At 69.9% G+C, this 22,109-nt stretch carries 16 protein-coding genes; 6 read left to right on the forward strand and 10 right to left on the reverse strand.

Features of this window, described 5'->3' with window-relative positions; genetic code table 11:
• Positions 1-6 precede the first annotated feature (6 nt).
• The 8 genes from OHT51_RS04375 to OHT51_RS04410 form a co-directional block, all read right to left on the reverse strand.
• Positions 7-1,308, reverse strand: coding sequence for an alpha/beta fold hydrolase (locus OHT51_RS04375; RefSeq protein WP_328877536.1), 1,302 nt, complete (start codon positions 1,306-1,308; stop codon positions 7-9).
• 132 nt (positions 1,309-1,440) lie between these two features.
• Positions 1,441-2,463 (reverse strand): LacI family DNA-binding transcriptional regulator, encoded by a 1,023-nt coding sequence (locus OHT51_RS04380; RefSeq protein ID WP_328877537.1) that lies wholly within the window; start codon positions 2,461-2,463, stop codon positions 1,441-1,443.
• 87 nt (positions 2,464-2,550) lie between these two features.
• Positions 2,551-3,981, reverse strand: a complete 1,431-nt coding sequence (locus tag OHT51_RS04385; protein ID WP_328877538.1) for a BNR repeat-containing protein — start codon at positions 3,979-3,981, stop codon at positions 2,551-2,553.
• A 41-nt stretch (positions 3,982-4,022) separates the two neighbouring features.
• Entirely contained in the window at positions 4,023-4,343 is a 321-nt protein-coding gene (locus OHT51_RS04390; protein ID WP_328877539.1) for an L-rhamnose mutarotase, read from the reverse strand.
• 35 nt (positions 4,344-4,378) lie between these two features.
• Positions 4,379-5,461 carry a rhamnose ABC transporter substrate-binding protein gene (rhaS, locus tag OHT51_RS04395; protein ID WP_328877540.1) on the reverse strand — a complete coding sequence of 361 codons (1,083 nt, stop codon included), beginning with the start codon at positions 5,459-5,461 and terminating at the stop codon, positions 4,379-4,381.
• Between the two features lie 30 nt (positions 5,462-5,491).
• The gene (locus OHT51_RS04400; protein ID WP_328877541.1) at positions 5,492-6,484 is read right to left on the reverse strand and encodes an ABC transporter permease; all 993 of its coding nucleotides are present in this window, start codon (positions 6,482-6,484) and stop codon (positions 5,492-5,494) included.
• Complete coding sequence (locus OHT51_RS04405; RefSeq protein WP_328877542.1) at positions 6,477-7,517, reverse strand: ABC transporter permease; 1,041 nt, start codon at positions 7,515-7,517, stop codon at positions 6,477-6,479. Before OHT51_RS04405 ends, OHT51_RS04400 begins: the two co-directional genes overlap by 8 nt.
• Positions 7,514-9,031 carry a sugar ABC transporter ATP-binding protein gene (locus OHT51_RS04410; RefSeq protein WP_328877543.1) on the reverse strand — a complete coding sequence of 506 codons (1,518 nt, stop codon included), beginning with the start codon at positions 9,029-9,031 and terminating at the stop codon, positions 7,514-7,516. The genes OHT51_RS04405 and OHT51_RS04410 overlap by 4 nt, the downstream gene beginning before the upstream one ends.
• 282 nt (positions 9,032-9,313) lie before the next feature.
• Between OHT51_RS04410 and rhaI the strand changes: the two genes are divergently transcribed.
• The 6 genes from rhaI to OHT51_RS04440 all read left to right on the forward strand — a co-directional run bounded on the left by rhaI (position 9,314) and on the right by OHT51_RS04440 (position 17,119).
• On the forward strand, positions 9,314-10,474 hold the full coding sequence (rhaI, locus tag OHT51_RS04415) for an L-rhamnose isomerase (RefSeq protein WP_328877544.1): 1,161 nt from the start codon (positions 9,314-9,316) through the stop codon (positions 10,472-10,474).
• A gap of 150 nt (positions 10,475-10,624) precedes the next feature.
• Positions 10,625-12,664: a bifunctional aldolase/short-chain dehydrogenase gene (locus tag OHT51_RS04420; RefSeq protein WP_328877545.1), complete on the forward strand. Its 2,040-nt coding sequence runs from the start codon at positions 10,625-10,627 to the stop codon at positions 12,662-12,664.
• An 8-nt stretch (positions 12,665-12,672) separates the two neighbouring features.
• On the forward strand, positions 12,673-14,112 hold the full coding sequence (locus OHT51_RS04425; RefSeq protein WP_328877546.1) for a rhamnulokinase: 1,440 nt from the start codon (positions 12,673-12,675) through the stop codon (positions 14,110-14,112).
• 108 nt (positions 14,113-14,220) lie between these two features.
• Positions 14,221-14,976 carry a (Fe-S)-binding protein gene (locus tag OHT51_RS04430; RefSeq protein WP_328877547.1) on the forward strand — a complete coding sequence of 252 codons (756 nt, stop codon included), beginning with the start codon at positions 14,221-14,223 and terminating at the stop codon, positions 14,974-14,976.
• The gene (locus tag OHT51_RS04435; protein WP_328877548.1) at positions 14,973-16,460 is read left to right on the forward strand and encodes a LutB/LldF family L-lactate oxidation iron-sulfur protein; all 1,488 of its coding nucleotides are present in this window, start codon (positions 14,973-14,975) and stop codon (positions 16,458-16,460) included. Before OHT51_RS04430 ends, OHT51_RS04435 begins: the two co-directional genes overlap by 4 nt.
• Complete coding sequence (locus tag OHT51_RS04440; RefSeq protein ID WP_328877549.1) at positions 16,457-17,119, forward strand: LutC/YkgG family protein; 663 nt, start codon at positions 16,457-16,459, stop codon at positions 17,117-17,119. The genes OHT51_RS04435 and OHT51_RS04440 overlap by 4 nt, the downstream gene beginning before the upstream one ends.
• Positions 17,120-17,129: 10 nt before the next feature.
• On the opposite strand, the gene OHT51_RS04445 is transcribed toward OHT51_RS04440, so the two are convergent.
• Both OHT51_RS04445 and OHT51_RS04450 read right to left on the reverse strand, forming a co-directional pair.
• The gene (locus OHT51_RS04445) at positions 17,130-18,668 is read right to left on the reverse strand and encodes an FAD-dependent oxidoreductase (RefSeq protein WP_328877550.1); all 1,539 of its coding nucleotides are present in this window, start codon (positions 18,666-18,668) and stop codon (positions 17,130-17,132) included.
• A gap of 47 nt (positions 18,669-18,715) precedes the next feature.
• A complete protein-coding gene (locus OHT51_RS04450) occupies positions 18,716-21,856 on the reverse strand; it encodes a family 78 glycoside hydrolase catalytic domain (RefSeq protein WP_328877551.1) in 3,141 nt (1,046 codons plus the stop codon).
• Between the last annotated feature and the right edge of the window lie 253 nt (positions 21,857-22,109).

Below are 22,109 nucleotides of genomic sequence, written 5' to 3' on the forward strand. Positions count from 1 at the left end.
CCGACATCACGCTTCGTCACGGGTGAGCGCGAGCAGCCGGTCCAGGACGCGGGGGCCGCCGGCCCGGACACCGTCGTGTTCGAACTCGTCCGTCACCCAGGTCCGCAGGCCGCGGATGGTGCGGGCGGTGGCGAGGGAGTGGGCGGTGTCGACGTACATGTCGTCGTGGTAGACGGCCGCCGCGACCGGCACCTCGTTGGCGGCGAGGCGCGCCGGGTCGTACAGGGGCTGCCAGTCGGTGCGGGCGGCGAGGAGTTCGGCGGTCTCGCGCAGCGGGCGCAGCGCCGGATCGCAGTCGAACATCCAGGGGTGGATCGTCTCGCCGGTGAACAGCAGCGGTGCGTCGCCCGCGAGAGTCTTGGCGGCGTCGAACTGCGGGAACTCCGCGCGGACACGCTCGGCGGACCAGTCGGTGGGACGTGCGTCCTGGCCGTAGATCGCCTCGTGGACGAGGGCGTACAGCGGGTGGCTCGCGTACGACAGCAGGCCCTGGACCTCCTCCTGGAAGGCGTCCGAGAGGGCGGACCCCTGCGGGGTGCGGACGAACGCGTCCTCCAGCAGGTAGTGCAGGCGGTGGCTGCCCTCGCTGCCGCCGAGGAGGATGCCGAGCGACTGGAAGGCCTCGGCGGTGAGGCGGTAGCCGTTCGGCAGGACCACGTCGTTCGCGAGGAGGTGGTCGGCGATGCGGCGGGCGCGCTCGACGTCCTGCGGGTAGCGGGCGTAGTGCGCGGCGACCTTGCGCTCGATGCGCGGGTAGGCCGCCCGGTACACGTCGTCGGCGTGCGCGTCGAGGGAGGGCAGGCCCCCGGTGACGACCGCGGCGGTCAGGCCCTCGGGCGCGGTGGAGAGGTAGTTGACCGTGCAGAAGCCGCCGAAGCTCTGGCCGAGGACGGTCCAGGGGGCGCCGCCGGTCACCTCGCGGCGGATGGCCTCGCAGTCACGCACGATCGAGTCGGCACGGAAGTGCGTGAGGTAGTCGGCCTGTTCGGCGGCGGTGCCGCGCAGCGGGAGCGTCTGGCGGTTGGCGGGCGCGGAATGGCCGGTGCCGCGCTGGTCCAGCAGCAGGACGCGGTACTCCTTGAGCGCGCGGCCGAGCCAGGCACCCTTGCCGACGAAACGGTTCGCCCCGAAACCGGGGCCGCCCTGCAGGTAGACCAGCCACGGCTGGTCCTGGTGTGCCTTGTCGCTGGCGACGACCTCACGGGCGTAGAGCTCGATCGTCTCGCCCGTCGGGGCGTCGTGGTCGAGGGGCACGGTGAAGTGACGGTCGGTGAGGACGACGCCGGGCTGGCGGTAACTGACGGTCAACAGGGCTCCCGGGACGGAGGGTTTTCGGGCCGCGTCCCAGTTCAGCACATGTTCGTCCACCGACCGAGCCCTGGGATCATGAAATCCTACTGAACGACCGATCAGTGACCCCGGGTCCGGACCGCCTGAGGATCAGCGGGCCGACAGGCTGGAGCGGCGCACCACCAGCTCGGGCTGGAGTACGACACGCCGGTGCTCGTGCCGCTTCGTCCCGTCCTCCTCCGTCTCCTCCAGCAGCATCTCCGCCGCGAGGGTGCCCATGGTGACCGCGGGCTGCCGTACGGAAGTGAGAGGGACGGCCGCGGCGGCGGCGAACTCGATGTCGTCGTAGCCGACGATCGCCAGGTCGTCGGGGACGCCGACGCCCGCGGCGTACATGGCCTGCAGGACACCCAGGGCGAGCAGGTCGTTGGCGCAGAAGACGGCGGTGGGGCGGTCGGCGAGGCCGAGCAGCCGGGCGCCCGCGTCCCGGCCGGCGGCGACGTCGAGGCGCTCGGTGGGCAGCTCGCGCAGGTTCTCGGGTCCGAGGCCGGCCTCCTCCAGCGCGTGCAGGGCGCCGGTACGGCGGTCGCGGACCTGGTTGAGACCGGGCGGGCCGCTGACGTACGCGATGGAGCGGTGCCCGGCGTCGACGAGGTGACGTACGGCCAGCGCGCCGCCCGCGACGTCGTCGACGGAGACCGAGCACTCGGTGGTGCCCTCGGCGACCCGGTCGACCAGGACGAAGGGGATGTTGTGGCGGCGAAACGTTTCGATGTTGCGTCCGGTGGCGTCCGCCGGGGTCAGCAGCACGCCCCTTACCCGCTGTTCGGCGAAGAGGGAGAGGTAGTCGGCCTCCTCGCCGGCGCTCTGCGCGCTGTTGCAGACCATCACGCCGAGCCCGGCGTCGCGCGCGGTCCGCTCGGCGCCGCGCGCCACGTCGACGAAGAAGGGGTTGCCCATGTCCAGGACGAGCAGTCCCATGATCCGGCTGCGCCCCGCGCGCAGCTGGCGCGCGGACTCGCTGCGGACATAGCCCAGCCGGTCTATCGCGGACTGCACCCGCGCCCGGGTCTCCGTGGCGACCGCGTCCGGACGGTTGATGACGTTGGACACCGTGCCGACGGAGACTCCGGCGGCACGTGCGACGTCCTTGATACCCACCGACTGGGCCATCGGGCAGGGACCTCCAGAAAGACTCGTAAGACGCGGGGCGGCGGGAAGGCCTTCACATTACCGTCATGCCGCCCACATCGGCTGCGATCAGGCAGGCAGGCGGAAGTTGAGGTTGCGCAGCGCCGAGGGTGTCGTACCGCTGGACTTCTCCTGGTACATGATCGACAGGTAGTGGTCCTGACCGACGCGCGTCTCGTCGATCACGACCTCGCCGAAGGCGTTCAGCCCGGCGGTGACACCGTCGTACAGCACCGTCCAGTCCGTGTATCCGGAGGCTTTGGAAGCTCCGGCTATCCGGCAGAACGGGAAGATCGCGTACGCGTTGTCGTACTTGTCCAGGATCAGCTTGGTGCGCTGGCTGGAGTTCAGCGGGACCGGAATCTCGGTCTTCTGCCAGGCGCCCGAGGCGTCCTTGCGCACATGGAAGGCGCGGCCGTTCGCGGTGCGGTCGGCGACGTAGTCGGTGGTGCACTGCCCGAAGCGGCCGGGGACGTAGCTGATGATCGCGTGCGGCAGGCCCGCGGAGTCGGTGAACTGGCTCTCCTGGTTCATCAGGGAGTGGTCCGGGTTGATCGCGTCGATCACCAGTCCGCTGTCGGTGACGGCGACCTTGTCGGAGCCGCCGGTCGTGCCGACGACGGTGCCGGCGTTGTTGCGCCAGGTCCGGCCGCGGTCGTCGGAGTAGACGTAGCCGGTGTCATGGTTGGTGATGCCGCCGCCGTTGCACATCACGGCGCCGTTCTGCTCGCGCCAGGTGAAGAAGGAGTGCAGGCGCCCGCCCCGGTCGTAGTCGATGCCGTGCAGGTACATGTTGCGAGCGGTCGAGGAGCCGTGCTCGCTGGTGTACGTGCCGGTGGAGCTGGACCACTCGCCGAGGTTGGTCCAGGTCGAACCGTCGTACTCGGCGAGGGCGTTTCGGCCGTTGCCGGAGACGGCGACCCGGTAGCTGAGCTGGAGTCCGCCCTCGGGGGTGGAGATGAACTGCGGGTAGGTGAACTGCGAGGTGAGTGCGAGGCCATCCAAGGTCGACTGGGGTGCGCCGAAGCGGCTCGCGGTCCAGCTCAGGCCTGCCGGGTTGTCCATCAGCCCGGCGACCGACTTGACGTAGGTGAAGCCGTCGCTGTGCGAGTCCATGTTGAGATGGAGGCGGTCGTCGACCTTCGAGACCCCCATCGAGATGACGTTGTGGGAGTCGTCGTAGCGCAGGGTGTGGCCCACCTTGACCGTGGACCAGGTGGTGGCGCCGAGCGCGCGGCGGCCGACGACGGCGCCTCGGTCGGCGGTGTACCAGACGGCGTACTGATAGCCCTTGTAGGTCAGCAGGCCGTTCTTCTGGAAGGCGTTGTTGTTGACCAGGCCGTCGTACGACACGAAGAAGACGGCCTGCGTGTCGAGCGTGGTCGTGCCGGTCAGGGTGAGGGACGGGCCGGGGTCGGCGGCACGGGCGGTGCCGGACGCGAGGGCGGGGGTCATCACGGCTCCGGCGAGGGCGGCGCCCAGCAGGGTGCGTCTCTTCATCTCGGGGACTCCGTTGTCGGCGAGGGGCGGGGCGGGGCGGGTCAGGCGAGGTGGAACACCTCGGTGAGCGGTTTCATGGCCTCGTCGGGCCGGGCGCCGTCCAATGACTCGAAGAACGGCGCCATCTCCGCCTGCCAGCGGGCGTTGACATCGGTGGCTTCCATACCGGCCACGGCGGCGGCGAAGTCCTCGGTCTCCAGGTAGCCGACGAGCAGGCCGTCGTCGCGCAGGAAGAGCGAGTAGTTGTGCCAGCCGGTGACCGAGAGCGCTTCGAGCATCTCGGGCCACACGGCGGCGTGCCGCTCGCGGTACTCGTCGAGGCGGTCCGCCCTGACCTTCAGCAGGAAGCACACGCGCTGCATCAACGACCCTCCGGGGCCTAGAAGGTGAAGGCGGCTCAGAAGTTGAACTTGTCGATGTTCTTGGCGTCGAACACGGTCGGCTTGCCGAGGCTGATCACGCCGTCCTTGCCGATGGTGTACTCGCCCATGTCGCCGGCCTTGAAGGTCTCGCCCTCCTTGCCGGTGATCTGGCCGGAGACCAGGGCGACTGCGGTACGGGCGGCCAGCTCGCCGAGCTTCGAGGGGTCCCACAGCTCGAACGCCTCGACGGTGCCGTTCTTGACGTACTTGCGCATGTCGTTCGGCGTGCCGAGGCCGGTCAGCTTGACCTTGCCCTTGTACTTCGAGCCGGAGAGGTACTGGGCGGCCGCCTTGATGCCGACCGTCGTCGGGGAGATGATCCCCTTCAGGTTCGGGTACTCCTGGAGCAGGCCCTGGGTCTGCTGGAAGGACTGCTGGGCGTCGTCGTTGCCGTACGCGATCTTGACGAGCTTGATGTCCTTGTACTTGGGGTCCTTGAGCTCATCCTTCATGAAGTCGATCCAGGTGTTCTGGTTCGTCGCCGTCTGCGCGGCGGACAGGATCGCGATCTCGCCCTTGTAGTCGATCTGTTCGGCGAGCAGCTGCACCTCGGTACGGCCGAGGTCCTCGGCGGACGCCTGCGAGACGAAGGCGTTGCGGCAGTCGGCGGTGGTGTCGGAGTCGTAGGTGACGACCTTGATGTCGTTCTTCATGGCCTGCTTCAGCGCGGTGCACAGGGCGCCCGGGTCCTGCGCGGAGACGGCCATCGCGTCGACCTGCTGCTGGGTGAGCGTGTTGACGTAACTCACCTGTCCGGCGGTGTCGGTGGCGCTGGACGGCCCGACCTCCTTGTAGCTGGAGCCCAGCTCCTTCAGCGCGGCCTCGCCGCCCTTGTCGGCGGAGGTGAAGTAGGGGTTGTTGACCTGCTTGGGCAGGAAGCCGACGGTCAGGCCCTTCTTCAGCTCGGCGTTCGGGTCGGCCTTGCCGGCGGTGGCGGCGGAGGCGCCCTCGTTCTTGACGTCCTCCTTGGTGGTGCCGCCGCACGCGGTGAGGGCGAGAGCGAGGGACGTGGCGGCGGCGAGAGCAGCGGAGGCGCGGCGGAGGGATGACTTGCGCATGGTGGGAGTCCTTTACGAAGAAGGGCTGAGTTACGAGGTCGGAGTCGAGGCGGCTCTGCGGCCCGCCCTTGCCACGGAGATCTGCCGTGCGACCCGGGGGCCGAGCACGGAAAGCACGAGCAGGACGCCGGTGACGACGATCTGCGACTGGGCGGAGACGTCCTGGAGGCTCATGACGTTCTGCAACGCCCCCAGCAGGAACACCCCGGCGATGGCGCCGCCCAGCGTGCCCTTGCCGCCGTCGAAGTCGATGCCGCCGAGCAACACGGCGGCCACGACGGAGAGTTCGAGCCCGGTGGCGTTGTCGTAGCGGGCGCTCGCGTAGTGCAGCGCCCAGAAGATGCCGGTGAGCGAGGCCATCAGGCCGGTCACCGTGAACAGGATCAACTTCTGCCGCTTGACACGGATACCGGCGAAGCGCGCCGCCTCCTCGCTCGCGCCGGTGGCGAAGACCGACCGCCCGAACGGCGTGGCGTGCAGGGCGACCACGGCGATGGCGAGCAGGACGAGGAAGGGCAGGAAGGCGTACGGAATGAACGTGTCGCCGATCCGCCCCGCCGCGAAGTCCAGGTACTGGGACGGGAAGTCGGTCACCGCGTCCGACCCGAGCACGATCTGCGCGATGCCCCGGTAGGCGGCGAGCGTGCCGATCGTGACGGCGAGGGACGGCAGGCCCAGCCTGGTCACCAGGAGCCCGTTGATCAGACCGCACACCACACCGAGCAACAGGCAGATCGGAATGATCGTCTCGATCGTCATGCCCTGGTTCCAGAGCGCACCCATCACGGCGCCCGAGAGCCCCGCGGTCGATGCGACCGAAAGATCGATCTCGCCCGAGACGACCAGCAGTGTCATCGGCAGGGCGATCAATGCGATCGGAAGGGTGTTTCCGATCAGGAACGACAGGTTGAGAGCGTTGCCGAAGCCATCGACCGTGGTGAAGGACAGCAGGAGCACGACGATCAGAAGGGCGCCGACAACCGTGTCCCAGCGAACGGCGCGCGTGAGCGACGAGTCAGCCATGGCGTGCGTTCCTCTTCTTCAGGGCGTTGGCCACGCGCAGCGCGACGATCCGGTCGACCGCGATGGCGAGGATGAGCAGGATGCCGTTGATGGCGAGCACCCAGACGGAGCTGACGCCGAGGGCGGGCAGGACGCTGTTGATGGAGGTCAGCAGCAGCGCGCCGAGGGCGGCGCCGTAGACGCTGCCGGAGCCGCCGGTGAAGACGACGCCGCCGACCACGACCGCGCTGACGACGGTGAGTTCGTAGCCGTTGCCGGTGCCGGAGTCGACGTTGCCGAACCGGGCCAGGTACAACGCGCCCGCGAGACCGGCGAGGGCACCGCAGAAGGTGTACGCGGCGAGGATCCGCTTGCGGACCGGGATGCCGGCGAGGCGGGCGGCCTCCGGGTTGGAGCCGAGGGCGTACAGCTCACGGCCGCTGCCGAAGTGCTTGAGGTAGTACGCGGTCGCCACGACCACGGCGAGGGCGATCAGCGCCAGCCACGGCACCGCGGCGATGCCGCCGGAGCCGAAGTCGACGAAGCCGTCCGGGAGGTCGGCCGCGGTGATCTGGCGGGAGCCGACCCAGATGGAGTCGATGCCGCGGATGATGTAGAGGGTGCCGAGGGTGACGACGAGCGCGGGCACCTGGCCGAGGCTGACGAGCAGACCGTTCAGCAAGCCGAAGCCGATGCCCATCAGGACCGCCAGGAGCACGGCGAGGACCGGGTTCCCGCCGCCCTGGAGGTACGTTCCTGCGGCGAAGGCGCTGATGCCGAGTGTGGAGCCGACGGACAGGTCGACGTTCCTCGTGATGACGACCAGGGACTGGCCGGTGGCGACCAGGACGAGGATCGTCGCGTTCAGCAGCAGGTCCTTGATGCCCTGTTCGGTGAGGAACTCGCTGTTGCCCAGCTGGGTGACGACGATCATCACCACGAAGACGACCAGGATGGCGAGTTCGCGCATCTTGAAGACGCGGTCGACCAGGCGGGTGCCGCTGGACTTCGGTACGTCGGTGACAGGGGCCTCCTTGGGAGTGATCACCGTCATGCGGCGGCCCTCCCCGTTGCTGCGGCCATCACGGTTTCCTCGGTGGCTTCGGAGCGCGGGATCTCGGCGGTGAGGCGTCCCTCGTGCATCACGAGCACACGGTCGGCCATGCCGAGGATCTCGGGCAGGTCGGAGGAGATCATCAGGACGGCCACGCCGTCGGCGGCCAACTCGCTGAGCAGCCGGTGCACTTCGGCCTTCGTACCGACGTCGATGCCCCGGGTGGGCTCGTCGACGATCAGCACCTTGGGGCCGGTCGCGAGCCATTTGGCGAGGACGACCTTCTGCTGATTGCCGCCGGACAGCGTGTTGACGGTGTCGGCGATCCGCGCGTACTTGACCTGGAGCTTGACGGCCCAGTCGAGGGAGCGGCTGCGTTCGGCGCCGCGGTCCATCAGGCCGGCCTTCACGGTCGAACGCAGCCCGGTGAGGCCGATGTTGCGCTCGATGGACATGTCCATCACCAGGCCTTGAGCGCGCCGGTCCTCGGGAACGAGGGCGAGGCCGGAGGCCATGGCGGTGGAGGGGGCGCCGTTGGTGAGGGCCTTGCCGCCCACGGAGACCTCGCCGGCGTCCCAGCGGTCGATGCCGAACACGGCCCGCGCGACCTCCGTACGGCCCGCGCCGACGAGGCCCGCGAGACCGACGATCTCACCGCGCCGTACGTCGAAGGAGACGTCGGTGAAGACGCCCTCGCGGGTCAACCGGCGTACGCTCAACGCCACTTCGCCCGGCTTCACGTCCTGCTTGGGATACATCTCGTCGAGGTCGCGGCCGACCATCCGGCGTACGAGGTCGTCCTCGGTCATGCCGTCCAGCGGTTCGCTGGCGATCCAGGCGCCGTCGCGCAGGGTGGTGACCCGCCGGCAGATCTGGAAGATCTCCTCCAGCCGGTGGGAGATGAAGAGGACGGCGGCGCCCTGTTCGCGCAGGGCACGCACGACGCCGAAGAGCCGGGAGACCTCGCTGCCGGTGAGGGCGGCGGTCGGCTCGTCCATGATCAGGACGCGGGCGTCGAAGGACAGCGCCTTGGCGATCTCGACGATCTGCTGGTCGGCGATGGACAGGCCGCGCGCGGGGCGGTCGGGGTCGAGTTCGACGCCGAGCCGCTGCATCAGCGCGAGAGTCGCGGTGTGCGTGGCCTTGTGGTCGATCCGGCCGAGGGCGCGCCGTGGCTGACGGCCCATGAAGATGTTCTCGGCGATCGACAGGTCGGGGAAGAGGGTCGGCTCCTGGTAGATCACGGCGATACCGGCGTCGCGGGCGTCGCCGGGGCCGTGGAAGACGACGGGCGCACCGTCGAGCAGCACCTGGCCGGCGTCCGGCCGGTGCACTCCGGCGAGCGTCTTGATCAGGGTCGACTTGCCCGCGCCGTTCTCCCCGGCGAGGGCGTGCACCTCCCCGGGAAACAGCTCCAGGGAGACGTCCCGCAGGGCGCGGACCGCACCGAAGGACTTGGAAATGTCCCTGAGCGCAAGAACCGGGGCCGGACCCGTGGTGGACGGGTGGGTCATGGGGGCTCCTCGACGACGCCGGCGGGACGGCCCTCTCGACGTCGTGAAAGGTTTCAACTTGGTTGCCGGGACGTTAGGCACGGAGCCCATGTCACGTCAATGGGTCCGTGTCGAAAAACTTTCGATGAACGAAGGTCACGGCCGAGTCACAACAAGAAGCCGTGGCCGTGGGGCTTGACACCCCTTCGGGGGCCTCATACGTTCCCGTCTTGAATCGTTTCACGGCGAAGCTTTTCAGATGTCCACCGTCCGACTTCCGTCCCGACGTCACAGGAGCCCTCAGTGACCGAGCTCGCCGCGGTGAAGGCCGCACTCAAGACCCAGGCAGTCGAAACGCCGTCGTGGGCGTACGGGAACTCGGGGACGCGGTTCAAGGTGTTCGCCCAGCAAGGCGTTCCCCGGACACCGCAGGAGAAGCTGGACGACGCCGCTCAGGTGCACGCGTTCACCGGTGTCGCGCCGACCGTCGCCCTGCACATCCCGTGGGACAAGGTCGACGACTATGCGGCGCTGGCCAAGCACGCCGAGGAGTGCGGCGTGAAGCTGGGCGCGATCAACTCCAACACTTTCCAGGACGACGACTACAAGCTGGGCAGCATCTGTCATCCGGACGCGGCGGTGCGACGCAAGGCCGTCGATCATCTGCTGGAGTGCGTCGACATCATGGACGCGACGGGCTCCGCCGATCTGAAGCTGTGGTTCGCGGACGGCACGAACTATCCCGGGCAGGACGACATCCGCTCGCGGCAGGACCGCCTGGCCGAGGCTCTGGCGGAGGTGTACGAGCGGCTCGGGGACGGGCAGCGGATGCTGCTGGAGTACAAGTTCTTCGAACCGGCCTTCTACACGACGGACGTGCCGGACTGGGGCACGGCGTATGCGCACTGCCTGAAGCTCGGGCCGAAGGCGCAGGTCGTCGTCGACACCGGGCATCACGCGCCGGGCACCAACATCGAGTTCATCGTCGCGACGCTGCTGCGGGAGGGGAAGCTCGGCGGATTCGACTTCAACTCGCGCTTCTACGCCGACGACGACCTGATGGTGGGGGCCGCGGATCCGTTCCAGTTGTTCCGGATCATGTACGAGGTGGTGCGTGGAGGGGGGTTCACGTCCGACGTGGCCTTCATGCTCGACCAGTGCCACAACATCGAGGCGAAGATCCCGGCGATCATCCGGTCGGTGATGAACGTGCAGGAAGCCACGGGGAAAGCGCTGCTGGTTGACCGGGAGGCGTTGGCTGCAGCGCAGGCCTCCGGTGATGTGCTGGGCGCGAATGCGGTGCTCATGGATGCGTACAACACGGATGTGCGGCCGTTGCTGGCCGAGGTTCGGGGAGAGATGGGGCTCGATGCGGATCCCATGGGTGCGTATCGCCGTTCCGGGTGGGCCGAGAAGGTCGTGGCTGAGCGGGTTGGTGGGCAGCAGGCCGGTTGGGGGGCTTGATCACTGGGTCTCATCTGCCTGGTTCGACCGGTTGTAGACCCAAGGCCGTTTGTGGCTGGTCGCGCCCGCGCGGCGGTAGCCGCAAATTCAATACGGCCCCGCGCCCCTGAGGGCGTGTCCGCCCCCTCTCTCAGACAGGACTGAATGATCATGGCTCCCCATCCCGAAGCCGCCGCTCTCCTCGCCCGGTCCCACCGCCTCGGCTCCGATCCCCGGAACACCAACTACGCCGGTGGAAACGCGTCCGCCAAGGGCATCGGCACCGATCCCGTCACCGGCGGTGGCGTCGAGCTGATGTGGGTCAAAGGGTCCGGTGGTGACCTCGGCACGCTCACCGAGGCCGGGCTGGCTGTGCTGCGGCTGGACCGTATGCGGGCCCTTGTCGACGTCTACCCGGGCGTCGAGCGGGAGGACGAGATGGTCGCCGCGTTCGACTACTGCCTGCACGGCAAGGGCGGGGCGGCTCCGTCGATCGACACCGCCATGCACGGGCTCGTGGCGGCCGCGCATGTCGATCATCTGCATCCCGACTCCGGCATCGCTCTCGCCTGTGCCGCCGACGGGGAGAAGCTGACCGCCGAGTGCTTCGGGGACAGCGTGGTGTGGGTACCGTGGCGGCGGCCCGGGTTTCAGCTGGGGCTGGACATCGCCGCGGTCAAGGAGGCCAATCCGCAGGCCATCGGGTGCGTGCTCGGCGGGCACGGCATCACCGCCTGGGGTGACACCTCCGAGGAGTGCGAGCGCAATTCGCTGCACATCATCCGGACCGCCGAGGCGTTTCTCGCCGAGCGCGGGAAGCCGGAGCCCTTCGGGCCGCTGATCGAGGGGTACGCGGCGCTCGGCGCCGGCGAGCGGCGGGAGCGGGCCGCGGCGCTGGCGCCGGTCATCCGCGGCATCGCCTCGCAGGACCGCCCGCAGGTCGGTCACTTCACCGACTCCGAGGTCGTCCTCGACTTCCTCGCGAGCGCCGAGCACCCGCGACTCGCCGCGCTCGGTACGTCCTGCCCCGATCACTTCCTGCGCACCAAGGTGCGGCCGCTCGTCCTCGACCTGCCGCCCACCGCTCCCCTCGACGAGGCGATCGCCCGGCTGGGGGAGCTGCACACCGTGTACCGCGAGGAGTACGCCGCCTACTACCGGCGGCACGCCCTGCCCGACTCCCCCGCCATGCGCGGCGCCGACCCGGCGATCGTGCTGGTCCCGGGCGTCGGCATGTTCAGCTTCGGCAAGGACAAGCAGACCGCCCGGGTCGCCGGCGAGTTCTACGTCAACGCCGTCAACGTGATGCGCGGGGCCGAGGCGGTCTCGACGTACGCGCCCATCGAGGAGTCCGAGAAGTTCCGCATCGAGTACTGGGCGCTTGAGGAGGCCAAGCTTCAGCGGATGCCGGAGCCCAAGGCGCTCGCGACGCGGGTCGCGTTCGTGACCGGCGCCGGGAGTGGGATCGGGAAGGCCATCGCGCACCGGCTCGTCGCCGAGGGCGCGTGTGTGGTGGTCGCCGACCTCGACGCCGACAACGCCCAGGCCGTCGCCGAGGAGCTGGGCGGGCCCGACAAGGCCGTGGCGGTGGCGGTGGACGTCACGTCCGAGGAGCAGATCGCCGACGCGTTCAAGGCGGCCGTGCTGGCCTTCGGCGGAGTCGATCTCGTCGTCAACAACGCCGGGATCTCCATCTCCAAGCCCCTTCTCGAGACCTCGGCCAAGGACTGGGACCTGCAGCACGACATCATGGCGCGTGGCTCCTTCCTCGTGTCGAGGGAAGCGGCGCGCGTGATGATCGCCCAGCGGCTGGGCGGGGATGTCGTCTACATCGCCTCCAAGAACGCGGTCTTCGCCGGGCCCAACAACATCGCCTACTCGGCTACCAAGGCCGACCAGGCCCACCAAGTGCGGCTGCTGGCTGCCGAGTTGGGTGAGCACGGCATCCGCGTCAACGGCGTCAACCCGGACGGCGTGGTCCGCGGGTCCGGGATCTTCGCCGGTGGCTGGGGTGCTCAGCGGGCCGCCGTGTACGGCGTCGAGGAGGACAAGCTGGGTGAGTTCTACGCCCAGCGGACCATCCTCAAGCGGGAGGTTCTTCCTGAGCATGTCGCGAACGCCGTCTTCGCGCTCACCGGCGGGGACCTGACCCACACCACGGGACTGCACGTCCCGGTCGACGCCGGCGTCGCGGCCGCCTTCCTGCGGTGAGTGCGCCCGTGAAGTCGTACGCAGCGGTCGACCTCGGTGCGTCCAGCGGGCGTGTCATGGTCGGCCGCGTCGGCCCCGACCGGCTGGAGCTGACCGAGGCGCACCGCTTCCCGAACCGGCCCGTGCGGGTGCCCGAGGGGCTGCGCTGGGATGTTCTCGCCCTGTACGCGGGCGTGCTCACGGGGCTGCGGGCGGCCGGTCAGGTCGACTCGGTCGGCATCGACAGCTGGGCCGTCGACTACGGCCTGCTGGACGCGGCCGGGGCCCTGCTCGGCAACCCCGTACACTACCGGGACTCCCGGACGGAGGGCGTCGCGGAGAAGGTGTGGGCGACCGTCCCGGCCGAGGAGCTGTATGCGGCCACCGGGTTGCAGTACGCGCCCTTCAACACCCTGTATCAGCTGACGGCCGCCCGGGCCTCGACTCAACTGCAGTACGCCGAGCGGCTGTTGCTCGTTCCGGACCTGCTGACGTACTGGCTCACCGGCGAGCAGGGCACCGAGCTCACCAACGCCTCCACCACCCAGCTGATCGATCCCCGGACACGCGACTGGGCCTACGACATCGCCTCCCGGCTGGGCATCGACCTGGGCCTGTTCGCGCCGCTGCGGCAACCCGGCGAGCCCGCGGGGGTGCTGCGCGACGAGGTGCTTCAGGAGACCGGGCTGAGCGGCCCGGTGCCGGTGACGGCGGTGGGGTCGCACGACACCGCGTCCGCCGTGGCCGCCGTTCCGGCCGACGGCGGCGAGCGGTTCGCGTACATCTGCACCGGCACCTGGTCGCTGGCGGGGCTGGAGCTGGACGCCCCCGTGCGGACCGAGGAGAGCCGGGCCGCCAACTTCACCAATGAGCTGGGGCTGGACGGCACGGTCCGGTACCTGCGGAACATCATGGGGCTGTGGTTGCTCCAGGAGTGCGTACGGGCCTGGGGCGACCCCGACCTGGGCGGGCTGCTGCTCGACGCTTCCGAGGTGCCGGCGCTGCGGTCGGTCGTGGACGCGGGGGACGCGGCGTTCCTGGCGCCGGGGCGGATGCCGGAGCGGATCGCCGAGGCGTGCCGGGCCTCGGGGCAGCCGGTGCCCGTCTCGCCCGCCGAGATCACGCGCTGCATCCTCGACTCGCTCGCCCTGGCCCACCGGCGCGCGATCCGGGACGCCGAGCGGCTGGCCGACCATCCGGTCGACGTCGTGCATGTCGTCGGGGGCGGCGCCCGCAACGCCCTGCTGTGCCGGCTGACCGCCGACGCCTGCGGGCTGCCGGTGGTGGCCGGCCCGGGCGAGGCCGCAGCCCTCGGGAACGTCCTGGTCCAGGCGCGGTCCCACGGGCTGGTCGGCGACCTCGCCGACGGGCGGCGCCTGCTCACCCGTACACAGCCGCTGACCCGGTACGAGCCTCGGGGGGACGCGGCGCGCTGGAGTGAGGCGGAGGCACGGCTCCTCCGGAAGTGACCGGCCCGTCCGAGGGTGACCGGCTCACCCTGGGCGAGCGGGGTCTCCCCTACGCCGCGCTGCCGCATTACCCTGCACTCATCCGATGATCGATCGCAAGGAGCCGCGATGCGTGTCGCCCTGTTCCTGACCTGTGTCAACGACACGCTCTATCCGGACACCGGGCGCGCTGTGGTGAAACTGCTGACCAGACTGGGCGTCGAGGTCGACTTCCCGATGGCTCAGACCTGCTGCGGGCAGGCGCACTACAACACCGGATACCGACATGAGGCCGAGCCGCTCGCCCGGCATTTCTCCGATGTCTTCGGGGAGTACGAGGCGATCGTCACCCCGTCCGGATCGTGCGGGGCGATGGTGCGCGAGCTGTATCCGCGGATGGGTGAGCGGGCTCGGGCCGAGGGGCGCGGGGACACGCTCGCGGCGACCCTGGCGCCGGTCGTGCCGAAGACGTACGAGCTGACGGAGTTCCTGGTGGACGTGCTGGGGGTGACGGACGTGGGCGCCTACTACCCACACAGGGTGACGTACCACCCGACCTGTCACGGGCTGCGCGGGCTGGGGCTGGCCGACCGGCCCCGGCGGCTGCTCCAGGCCGTCAAGGGGCTGGAGTTGGCGGAGTTGCCGGGCGCGGACGAGTGCTGCGGGTTCGGCGGGACCTTCGCGCTGAAGAACGCCGATGTCTCGGCGGCGATGGGCACGGACAAGGTGCGCAACGCCGAGTCGACGGGCGCCGAGGTGCTGTGCGCGGCCGACAACTCCTGTCTGATGCACATCGGCGGGACCATGACCCGGCTGCGGACGGGTATGCGGCCGGTGCACATCGCGGAGATCCTGGCGAGCACGGAGGAGGACCCGGCGGCATGAGTGGAACGTTCGTGGGAATGCCGGCGTTTCCGGAGGCCGCGCACGAGGCCGTGCACGACACGACCCTGCGCGGCAACCTGCGTCACGCCACGCACACGATCCGCGCCAAGCGGGCCAAGGCCGTCGCGGAGGTGTCCGACTGGACGGCCCTGCGGGAGGCCGGGAAACGGATCAAGGACCATACGCTGCATCATCTCGACCGGTATCTCGTGCAGTTGGAGGAGTCGGTCACGGCGGCGGGCGGCACGGTCCACTGGGCCGCCGACGCCGACGAGGCCAACCGGATCGTGGCCGATCTTGTGAAGGCGACCGGTGAGTCGGAGGTCGTCAAGGTCAAGTCGATGGCCACGCAGGAGATCGGACTGAACGAGGCCCTGGAGGCGGAGGGCATCCGCGCGTACGAGACCGATCTCGCGGAGCTGATCGTGCAGTTGGGCAAGGACCGGCCCTCGCACATCCTCGTCCCGGCCATCCATCGCAACCGGGGCGAGATCCGGGACATCTTCCGGCGTGAGATGGGCCAGTGGGGCCGCCCGGCTCCGGAAGGCCTGACGGACACCCCCGCCGAACTCGCCGAGGCGGCCCGGCTGCACCTGCGCGAGAAGTTCCTGCGCGCCAAGGTCGGTATTTCCGGCGCCAACTTCATGGTCGCCGAGACCGGCACGCTGGTCGTCGTGGAGTCCGAGGGCAACGGACGGATGTGTCTGACCCTGCCCGAGACGCTGATCTCGGTCGTCGGCATCGAGAAGATCGTGCCCACCTGGCGGGACCTGGAGGTGTTCCTGCAGACCCTCCCCCGCTCCTCCACCGCCGAGCGCATGAACCCGTACACGTCCATGTGGACCGGCACGACGGACTCCGAGACGGCAGACGGGCCGAAGACCTTCCATCTGGTCCTCCTCGACAACGGGCGGACCGACACGCTCTCCGACGAGGTCGGCCGCCAGGCCCTGCGCTGCATCCGCTGCTCGGCGTGCCTCAACGTCTGCCCCGTCTACGAGCGGGCCGGCGGTCACGCCTACGGCTCGGTCTATCCGGGCCCGATCGGTGCCATCCTCAGCCCCCAACTCCGGGGCGTGACGAGCGAGATCGACGCCTCACTGCCGTATGCGTCATCGCTGTGCGGCGCCTGCTACGAGGTCTGCCCGGTCGCCATCGACATCCCCGAGGTGCTGGTGCATCTGCGGGAGCGTGTCGTCGAGGGCGGCCAGGTGACCTCGAACGGCAACAAGGTGGTCCTGAAGCCCGCGAAGGGGCATGCCGCCGAGCGGGCCGCGATGCGGGCGGCACGCTGGGCGTTCAGCCACCCGGGCGCACTGCGCACCGGCCAGCGTTTCGCGTCACGCACCCGCCGCCTGCATCCACGCTCGCTGCCAGGCCCTGGCAAGGCGTGGAGCGGAACGAGGGATCTGCCGGCGGTGCCTGCGGAGCCGTTCCGGGACTGGTGGCAGCGGACGCAGGGCGGAAAGGACGGTGCCAAGTGAGCAGCAGGGAACGGATCCTGGGCCGGGTGCGACGCGCGCTGGCGGACGTACCGGACACGCCCCGGGACGAGCCACCGTACGAGGAGGCGGTTCCGCGGGACTATCTGCGGGAGCACGGGCAGCGGAGTGTCGCGGAGACGGTCGATCTGCTGGCCGAGAACCTGGCGGACTACCGGGCGATCGTGCACCGGACGACCACGGAGGAACTGCCCCACCTGATCATGCGGTTGCTCGCCGAACGAGGGCCCCAGTACGTGCTCGTCCCTCCGGGTCTCCCGCCGGAGTGGATGTCGGCCGCCGACCCCACCCGCGTCCACGACCGCGCCGTGAGTACGCCTCACGAACTCGACAAGGTCGAGAGCGTGGTCACCGGCTGCGCACTCGCCATCGCCGAGACCGGCACCCTCGTCCTCGACGGCTCCCCCGACCAGGGCCGTCGCCGCATCACGCTCGTGCCCGATCACCACATCTGCGTCGTACGGGTCCCCGAGCAGGTCGTGTCGTCGGTCCCTCAGGCGCTGGAACGCCTCGATCCCACCCGCCCGTTGACGTGGATCTCCGGCCCCTCGGCCACCAGCGACATCGAGCTGGACCGGGTGGAGGGGGTGCACGGCCCGCGCACGCTGGAGGTCGTCCTGGTCGGCCCCGACGGCAGCTGAGGGCACCGCCTCAGAGGTCGCGCCGCTCCAACGGCCGTACGGCGGGCCCCTGGACGACACGGCCGTCCGGATCGAAGCGGGAGCCGTGGCAGGGGCACTCCCAGGTTCGTTCCGCGCGGTTGAACGCGACCAGGCAGCCGAGGTGGGTGCACTTGGCGGAGACGGCGTGCACGTTGCCGTCGTCGTCGCGGTGGACTGCGCAGCGCTTGCCGGACACGTGGACGATGGCGCCTTCGCCGGGGGCGATGTCGTCCACCGATGTGGTCGACGGGCCGGGAAGGTGGTGCAGCCGGTCGCCGACGAAGTGGCGGGCGACGTCGGTCTGGTGCTTGACGAAGTCCTTGCCCTCGCGGACGACGGACTTCAGACGGCGTGGGTCGTAGAGGTCGCTCCACAGGTTCTCCCGACCGGTGATCAGGTCGCAGAGCAGGCGGCCCGCCATGATGCCGCCGCTGAGTCCCCAGCCGCCGAAGCCGGTGGCCACGTGGACATGACGGCTGGCGGGGTGCAGGGGGCCGACGAGCGGGACGGAGTCGGTGGAGTCGTTGTCCTGCGTGGCCCAGCGGTGGGTGAAGGTGAGGTCACCGAAGCGCTCCACCGCCCAGCGGGTCAGCGCGTCGAAGCGCGCCTCGACATCGCCGCCCGCGCCCGGGGTGAAGTGCTCGCCGGTGACGATGAGCAGGCGTTTTCCGTCCCCGTAGGGGGCCGTGCGGAGCGAGCGGGTGTTCTGCTCGGGGGTGATGTACATGCCGGTGGGTGCCTTGGCCGCGTCGATGGGGGCGGTGACGACCAGTTCCCGCCGGGGCGAGAGGCGGGTGAACAGCAGCGCCCGGTCGAAGATCGGGTAGTGGGTGGCGACCACGACCTTGCCGGCCGTCACCTTCACACCGTCCTCGGTCGTCAGCACGCAGGGCTCGCCCTCGGACAGACCCACCACGCGTGTGTGCTCGTACACCTGCCCGCCGAGGCGTTTGAGGTCGGCGGCCAGCGCCAGCAGGTACTTGCGGGGATGGAACTGCGCCTGTTCCTCGACGCGCACCGCCCCCGCCACCGGAAACGGCAGCTCCGTCCCGGTCACGTACTCCGCGCGCAGGCCGGCCTCCCGGGCGGCATCGGCCTCGGCGCGCAGTTCGTCGGTACGGTCCCCGTCCTCGGCGTAGGTGTAGGCCGCCGTCTCCTCCCAGTCGCAGTCGATGCCGAGCTCGTCGACGACGTCGGCGGCGTGCCGGATCGCGTCCGTCTGCGAGGTCGCGTACAGGCGGGCGCCGTCCTTGCCGCGGGTGCGGCGGAGCCGGTCGTAGATCAGGGTGTGCTGGGCGGTCAGCTTGGCTGTGGTGTGCCCGGTGACGCCGGCGGCGATCCGGTCCGCCTCCAGCAGGGCGACCCCGTGACCCCGCCGGGCCAGCTCCCAGGCCGTGGCGATCCCGGCGATCCCCGCGCCCACGACGGCCACGTCGACCGTGAGGTCACCGTCCGGCGGGGGCGCGAGGTCGCCGGGCGGCGCCGTCTCGATCCAGTACGACGTGCGGGTGCGGGTCGGCTCGTCCATGACGGCCGAGTTCCCCCGACCGGCATCGCCACACGAGGGACCGCAGGTCAGCCGAGGGCGGCGGTCACCCGGTAGTGGCCGGAGGGCAGCCGGTAGCTCGCTGTCCCGTCCTCGAAGCCCAGGTACTCGACGCCCGTCACCCGGGCCAGGGGGGTCCTGCCCTCGCGCACCGAGACCGGGTCGGACGTGGGGATGTGCAGCGTCGCCGTACTGTTCGCGGGGACCACCGCCCGGTACGTCAGTCTCCGGGCCTCCGCCCGCCACTCGCTGACGATCTCCCCGTACGGAGAGTGGTGAGAGCCGGCGACCTGCGTGACCCGCCCGGCCGGGTCGAGGTGCGGGCGCAGGAAGAAGTGGCGGAAACCCGGGTGGGCCGGGTCCTTCGCGATGCCCGCCATGCTCTCGTACATCCACTCCATGATCGCGCCGTAGGAGTAGTGGTTGAACGAGTTCATGTCGACCGGACCGAAGCCGTCCTCCTTGGAGTACGAGTTCCAGCGCTCCCAGATGGTGGTGGCGCCGTTGCGCACCGAGTACAGCCAGGACGGCATGGCGTCCTGGTGCAGCAGCCGGTACGCGAGGTCGACGCGGCCCTCGTCGGTGAGCACGGGGGCGAGGACGTTCACGCCGAGAAAGCCGACGGACAGGGTGTTCTCGGTGTACTTCACGCGGGTGCTGTCGGGGTGGGCCTCCTTGTAGGCCTCGTCGTTGCCGATGTTCTCGGCGAGCAGCGTGACCAGTTGGCGGCGCTGGGCCTCGGTGTCGTAGAAGCCGAGCTTGAGGACCCACAGCAGGGCGGTCTGGGTGTCGTCCTCGGTCCGGCCGCCCGTGGGAGGCGCGTCTCCGAGACTCGACCGTACGGTCACCCGGCCCGTCGTCGCGTCGGTGGCCAGGTACTTGGTGGTGAACGCGCGCTTGATGCGGGCGAAGAGGTCGTCGTAGGCGCGTGCCTCGGTGGTGCGGCCGGTGCCGCGGGCCATGTCCGCCATGAGGCGCACGCTGTAGCCGTAGTAGACGTCGCTGATCAACTGGGTGCTGGTGTCCTGGAAGGCGAGCCAGTCGCCGAAGATGGCGCCCTGCCCGGCGTACGCGTCGCCGGTGCGCCCGCGGATCCAGTCGACGTACTTCGTCATCGCCGCCCAGCTGCGGTCGACGATCGTGGGGTCGCCGGTCATCTGCCACACCGTCCACGGCACGACCACCCCGCAGTCCGCCCAGCCGCTGGCGGGAGCGGCCGCGTTGTAGCGGTTGCCGGGCGCGACCGCCGTGAACTGGGCGCCGTCCAGGCCGTAGGTGCGCTGCGAGTCGATGAGGTTGTCCTCGAAGTGGCTGAGGAAGTTGACCGCGTCGGCGTTGTAGAGCCCGGTGTTGCAGAAGAGCTGGGTGTCACCCGTCCAGCCGAGGCGTTCGTCGCGTTGCGGGCAGTCGGTGGGCACCCAGAGGTAGTTGCCGCGCTGTCCCCAACGCACGTTGCTGATCAGCTGGTTGACGTCGGTGTCGTCGGTCGTGATCGTGCCGATGTCGCGGAGGGCGGAGGTCGCGACCCGGCCGGTGAAGCGGGTGAGGGTGACGGTGTCGGTAGCGGTGACGGAGACGTAGCGGAAGCCGTAGAAGGTCAGCGAGTCCTCGTGGGACTCGCCGTCGGGGTCGCCCTTGAGGATGTACGTGCTGGTGGCCTTGGCGGAGCGGAGGTTGGCGCGGTAGACCGAGCCGACGGGGCCGTCGGCGCCCTCGCTGTCGTCGTTGAGCATCTCGCCGGGCTTGAAGGCGACTTGGGTGCCTGCGGGGCCGCGCAGGGTGTAGCGGGGTACGCCGACCAGGTTCTGGCCCAGGTCGATGACGGCCGTGTCGCCGGGCTGCAGGGTCACGGCCGCCTCGGCCGCGGCGTCCGGGTCGGTGACCGTGCGGGCCGGGTCGACGACGATGCGCCCCTTGCCGCCCGGGCTGCCGTCCTGTCCGGTCACGCCGGTGTAGACGGTGACGGACTGCGGCGTGCGGTCCCACCGGGACATCAGGCGGGCGCTCTCGCCCGGGTGGGCGACCAGCCTGACGTCGGGGAACCTGGTGGTGAAGTCGTGCTCGGTCACGCCGGCCCAGGCGGAGGCGTCGAAGTCGCCGGCCGTCCAGCCCGCCAGTTCCTTGCGAGCGTCGTAGGTCTGGCCGTCGTAGATGTCGTCGGCGCGGTAGGGGCCGGTGTCGGTGGCCTTCCAGTCGTCGCCGGGTGCGGTGACCACCGTCTGCTCGGATCCGTCGGCGTACCGGATCAGGAGCTTGGCCTTGAGGGCCAGGCGGTTGCCGTCGGCGGAGTAGTAGGTGCTGTTCTCGGAGACACGGCTGTTGTACCAGCCGTTGCCGAGTACGGCGGCGAGGGTGACGTGCCCCGCGTTCCGCTGCTGCCCGTCTTGGCGCTCCCCCGCGACCAGGTCCGTGACGTCGTAGGTGAAGTAGTTGACGGTGCTGTCGTAGTTGGTCCAGCCCGGCGTCAGCAGCTCATGGGTGGTGGTGTCGCCCTGCGGTACGGCGACGCGGTGGCCGTTGATGTGGGCCTCATAGACGCCGAGGGCGGAGATGTAGAGCCGGGCGTCCCGCACTTGACGTCCCGTCAGTTCTGCCTGGTGGCGGAGCAGTGGGGCTCCGGGTGTGTTCGGTTGCTTGTCGGCCATGGTGATCCAGCGGGCGCCGTCCCAGCCGGCGATGCCGTCGGTGCCGAGCAGGCCGGTCTCGAAGTGGGCGGTGGGGGCGGCGGGGACGGCGCGGCCGGTCTCGTCCCAGGCAGTCACCGTCCAGTGGTAGCGGGTGGAGGCGCGCAGGGCGGGGCCCTCGTAGCGCACGGCGATCGAGTCGCGTGAGGCGACCCGGCCGCTGTTCCAGACGTCCGCCCGGGAGGGGGTCAGGCGGTCGGGTGCGGTCGCCACGAGGATCCGGTACGCGGACTGGCGGCGGCCGCGCGTCGAGGACGCCATGCGCCAGCCGAACCGCGGGTGGGCGGCGTCCACGCCGAGGGGGTTCGTTCTGTGCTCGACCGTCAGTCCCTCGACGGCCGTGCGCTGCGAGGTGGGTGCGGCCGATGCGGGGCCGCCTGCGGCGATCCCGCCCGCCAGAACCACCGGTGCTGCGCCGAGTGCGGTGGTGAGCACGGTCCTGCGGCGCACCCCTCTGCCCTTCGTGCTGTCGACTCCGTCGTTCATGCCGTTGTCCCTTCGGCTCATCGTAGTTGGAACGATTCAGGTCGAACGACGGTTGAAGCTAGTGGCAGAAGTGACGTGAGTCCATGGTGCGAGCAGCATGAATTCTGTGCAGATTCCAACAGAAGCACTCAGTCGACGGAACGCGCGGCTAGGACGGAATTGAAACCGTTCAATTGGCCGGTTCCGTGCGGTCCGAGGCTCTGCCCCGTCAGGGGGTGTCGCCAAGTACACCCGGCAATACGGGTTCTGCGCC

Source organism: Streptomyces sp. NBC_00299, from assembly GCF_036173045.1.
Taxonomy (GTDB): Bacteria; Actinomycetota; Actinomycetes; order Streptomycetales; family Streptomycetaceae; genus Streptomyces; species Streptomyces machairae.

What these genes read in the sequence shown, in the direction of transcription:
- OHT51_RS04380 (WP_328877537.1), bottom strand. Translation starts at nt 2,463, where the DNA reads ATGGCCCAGTCGGTGGGTATCAAGGACGTCGCACGTGCCGCCGGAGTC.
- OHT51_RS04385 (WP_328877538.1), bottom strand. Translation starts at nt 3,981, where the DNA reads ATGAAGAGACGCACCCTGCTGGGCGCCGCCCTCGCCGGAGCCGTGATG.
- OHT51_RS04390 (WP_328877539.1), bottom strand. Translation starts at nt 4,343, where the DNA reads ATGCAGCGCGTGTGCTTCCTGCTGAAGGTCAGGGCGGACCGCCTCGAC.
- rhaS (WP_328877540.1), bottom strand. Translation starts at nt 5,461, where the DNA reads ATGCGCAAGTCATCCCTCCGCCGCGCCTCCGCTGCTCTCGCCGCCGCC.
- OHT51_RS04400 (WP_328877541.1), bottom strand. Translation starts at nt 6,484, where the DNA reads ATGGCTGACTCGTCGCTCACGCGCGCCGTTCGCTGGGACACGGTTGTC.
- OHT51_RS04405 (WP_328877542.1), bottom strand. Translation starts at nt 7,517, where the DNA reads ATGACGGTGATCACTCCCAAGGAGGCCCCTGTCACCGACGTACCGAAG.
- OHT51_RS04410 (WP_328877543.1), bottom strand. Translation starts at nt 9,031, where the DNA reads ATGACCCACCCGTCCACCACGGGTCCGGCCCCGGTTCTTGCGCTCAGG.
- OHT51_RS04420 (WP_328877545.1), top strand. Translation starts at nt 10,625, where the DNA reads ATGGCTCCCCATCCCGAAGCCGCCGCTCTCCTCGCCCGGTCCCACCGC.
- OHT51_RS04430 (WP_328877547.1), top strand. Translation starts at nt 14,221, where the DNA reads ATGCGTGTCGCCCTGTTCCTGACCTGTGTCAACGACACGCTCTATCCG.
- OHT51_RS04435 (WP_328877548.1), top strand. Translation starts at nt 14,973, where the DNA reads ATGAGTGGAACGTTCGTGGGAATGCCGGCGTTTCCGGAGGCCGCGCAC.
- OHT51_RS04445 (WP_328877550.1), bottom strand. Translation starts at nt 18,668, where the DNA reads ATGGACGAGCCGACCCGCACCCGCACGTCGTACTGGATCGAGACGGCG.
- OHT51_RS04450 (WP_328877551.1), bottom strand. Translation starts at nt 21,856, where the DNA reads ATGAACGACGGAGTCGACAGCACGAAGGGCAGAGGGGTGCGCCGCAGG.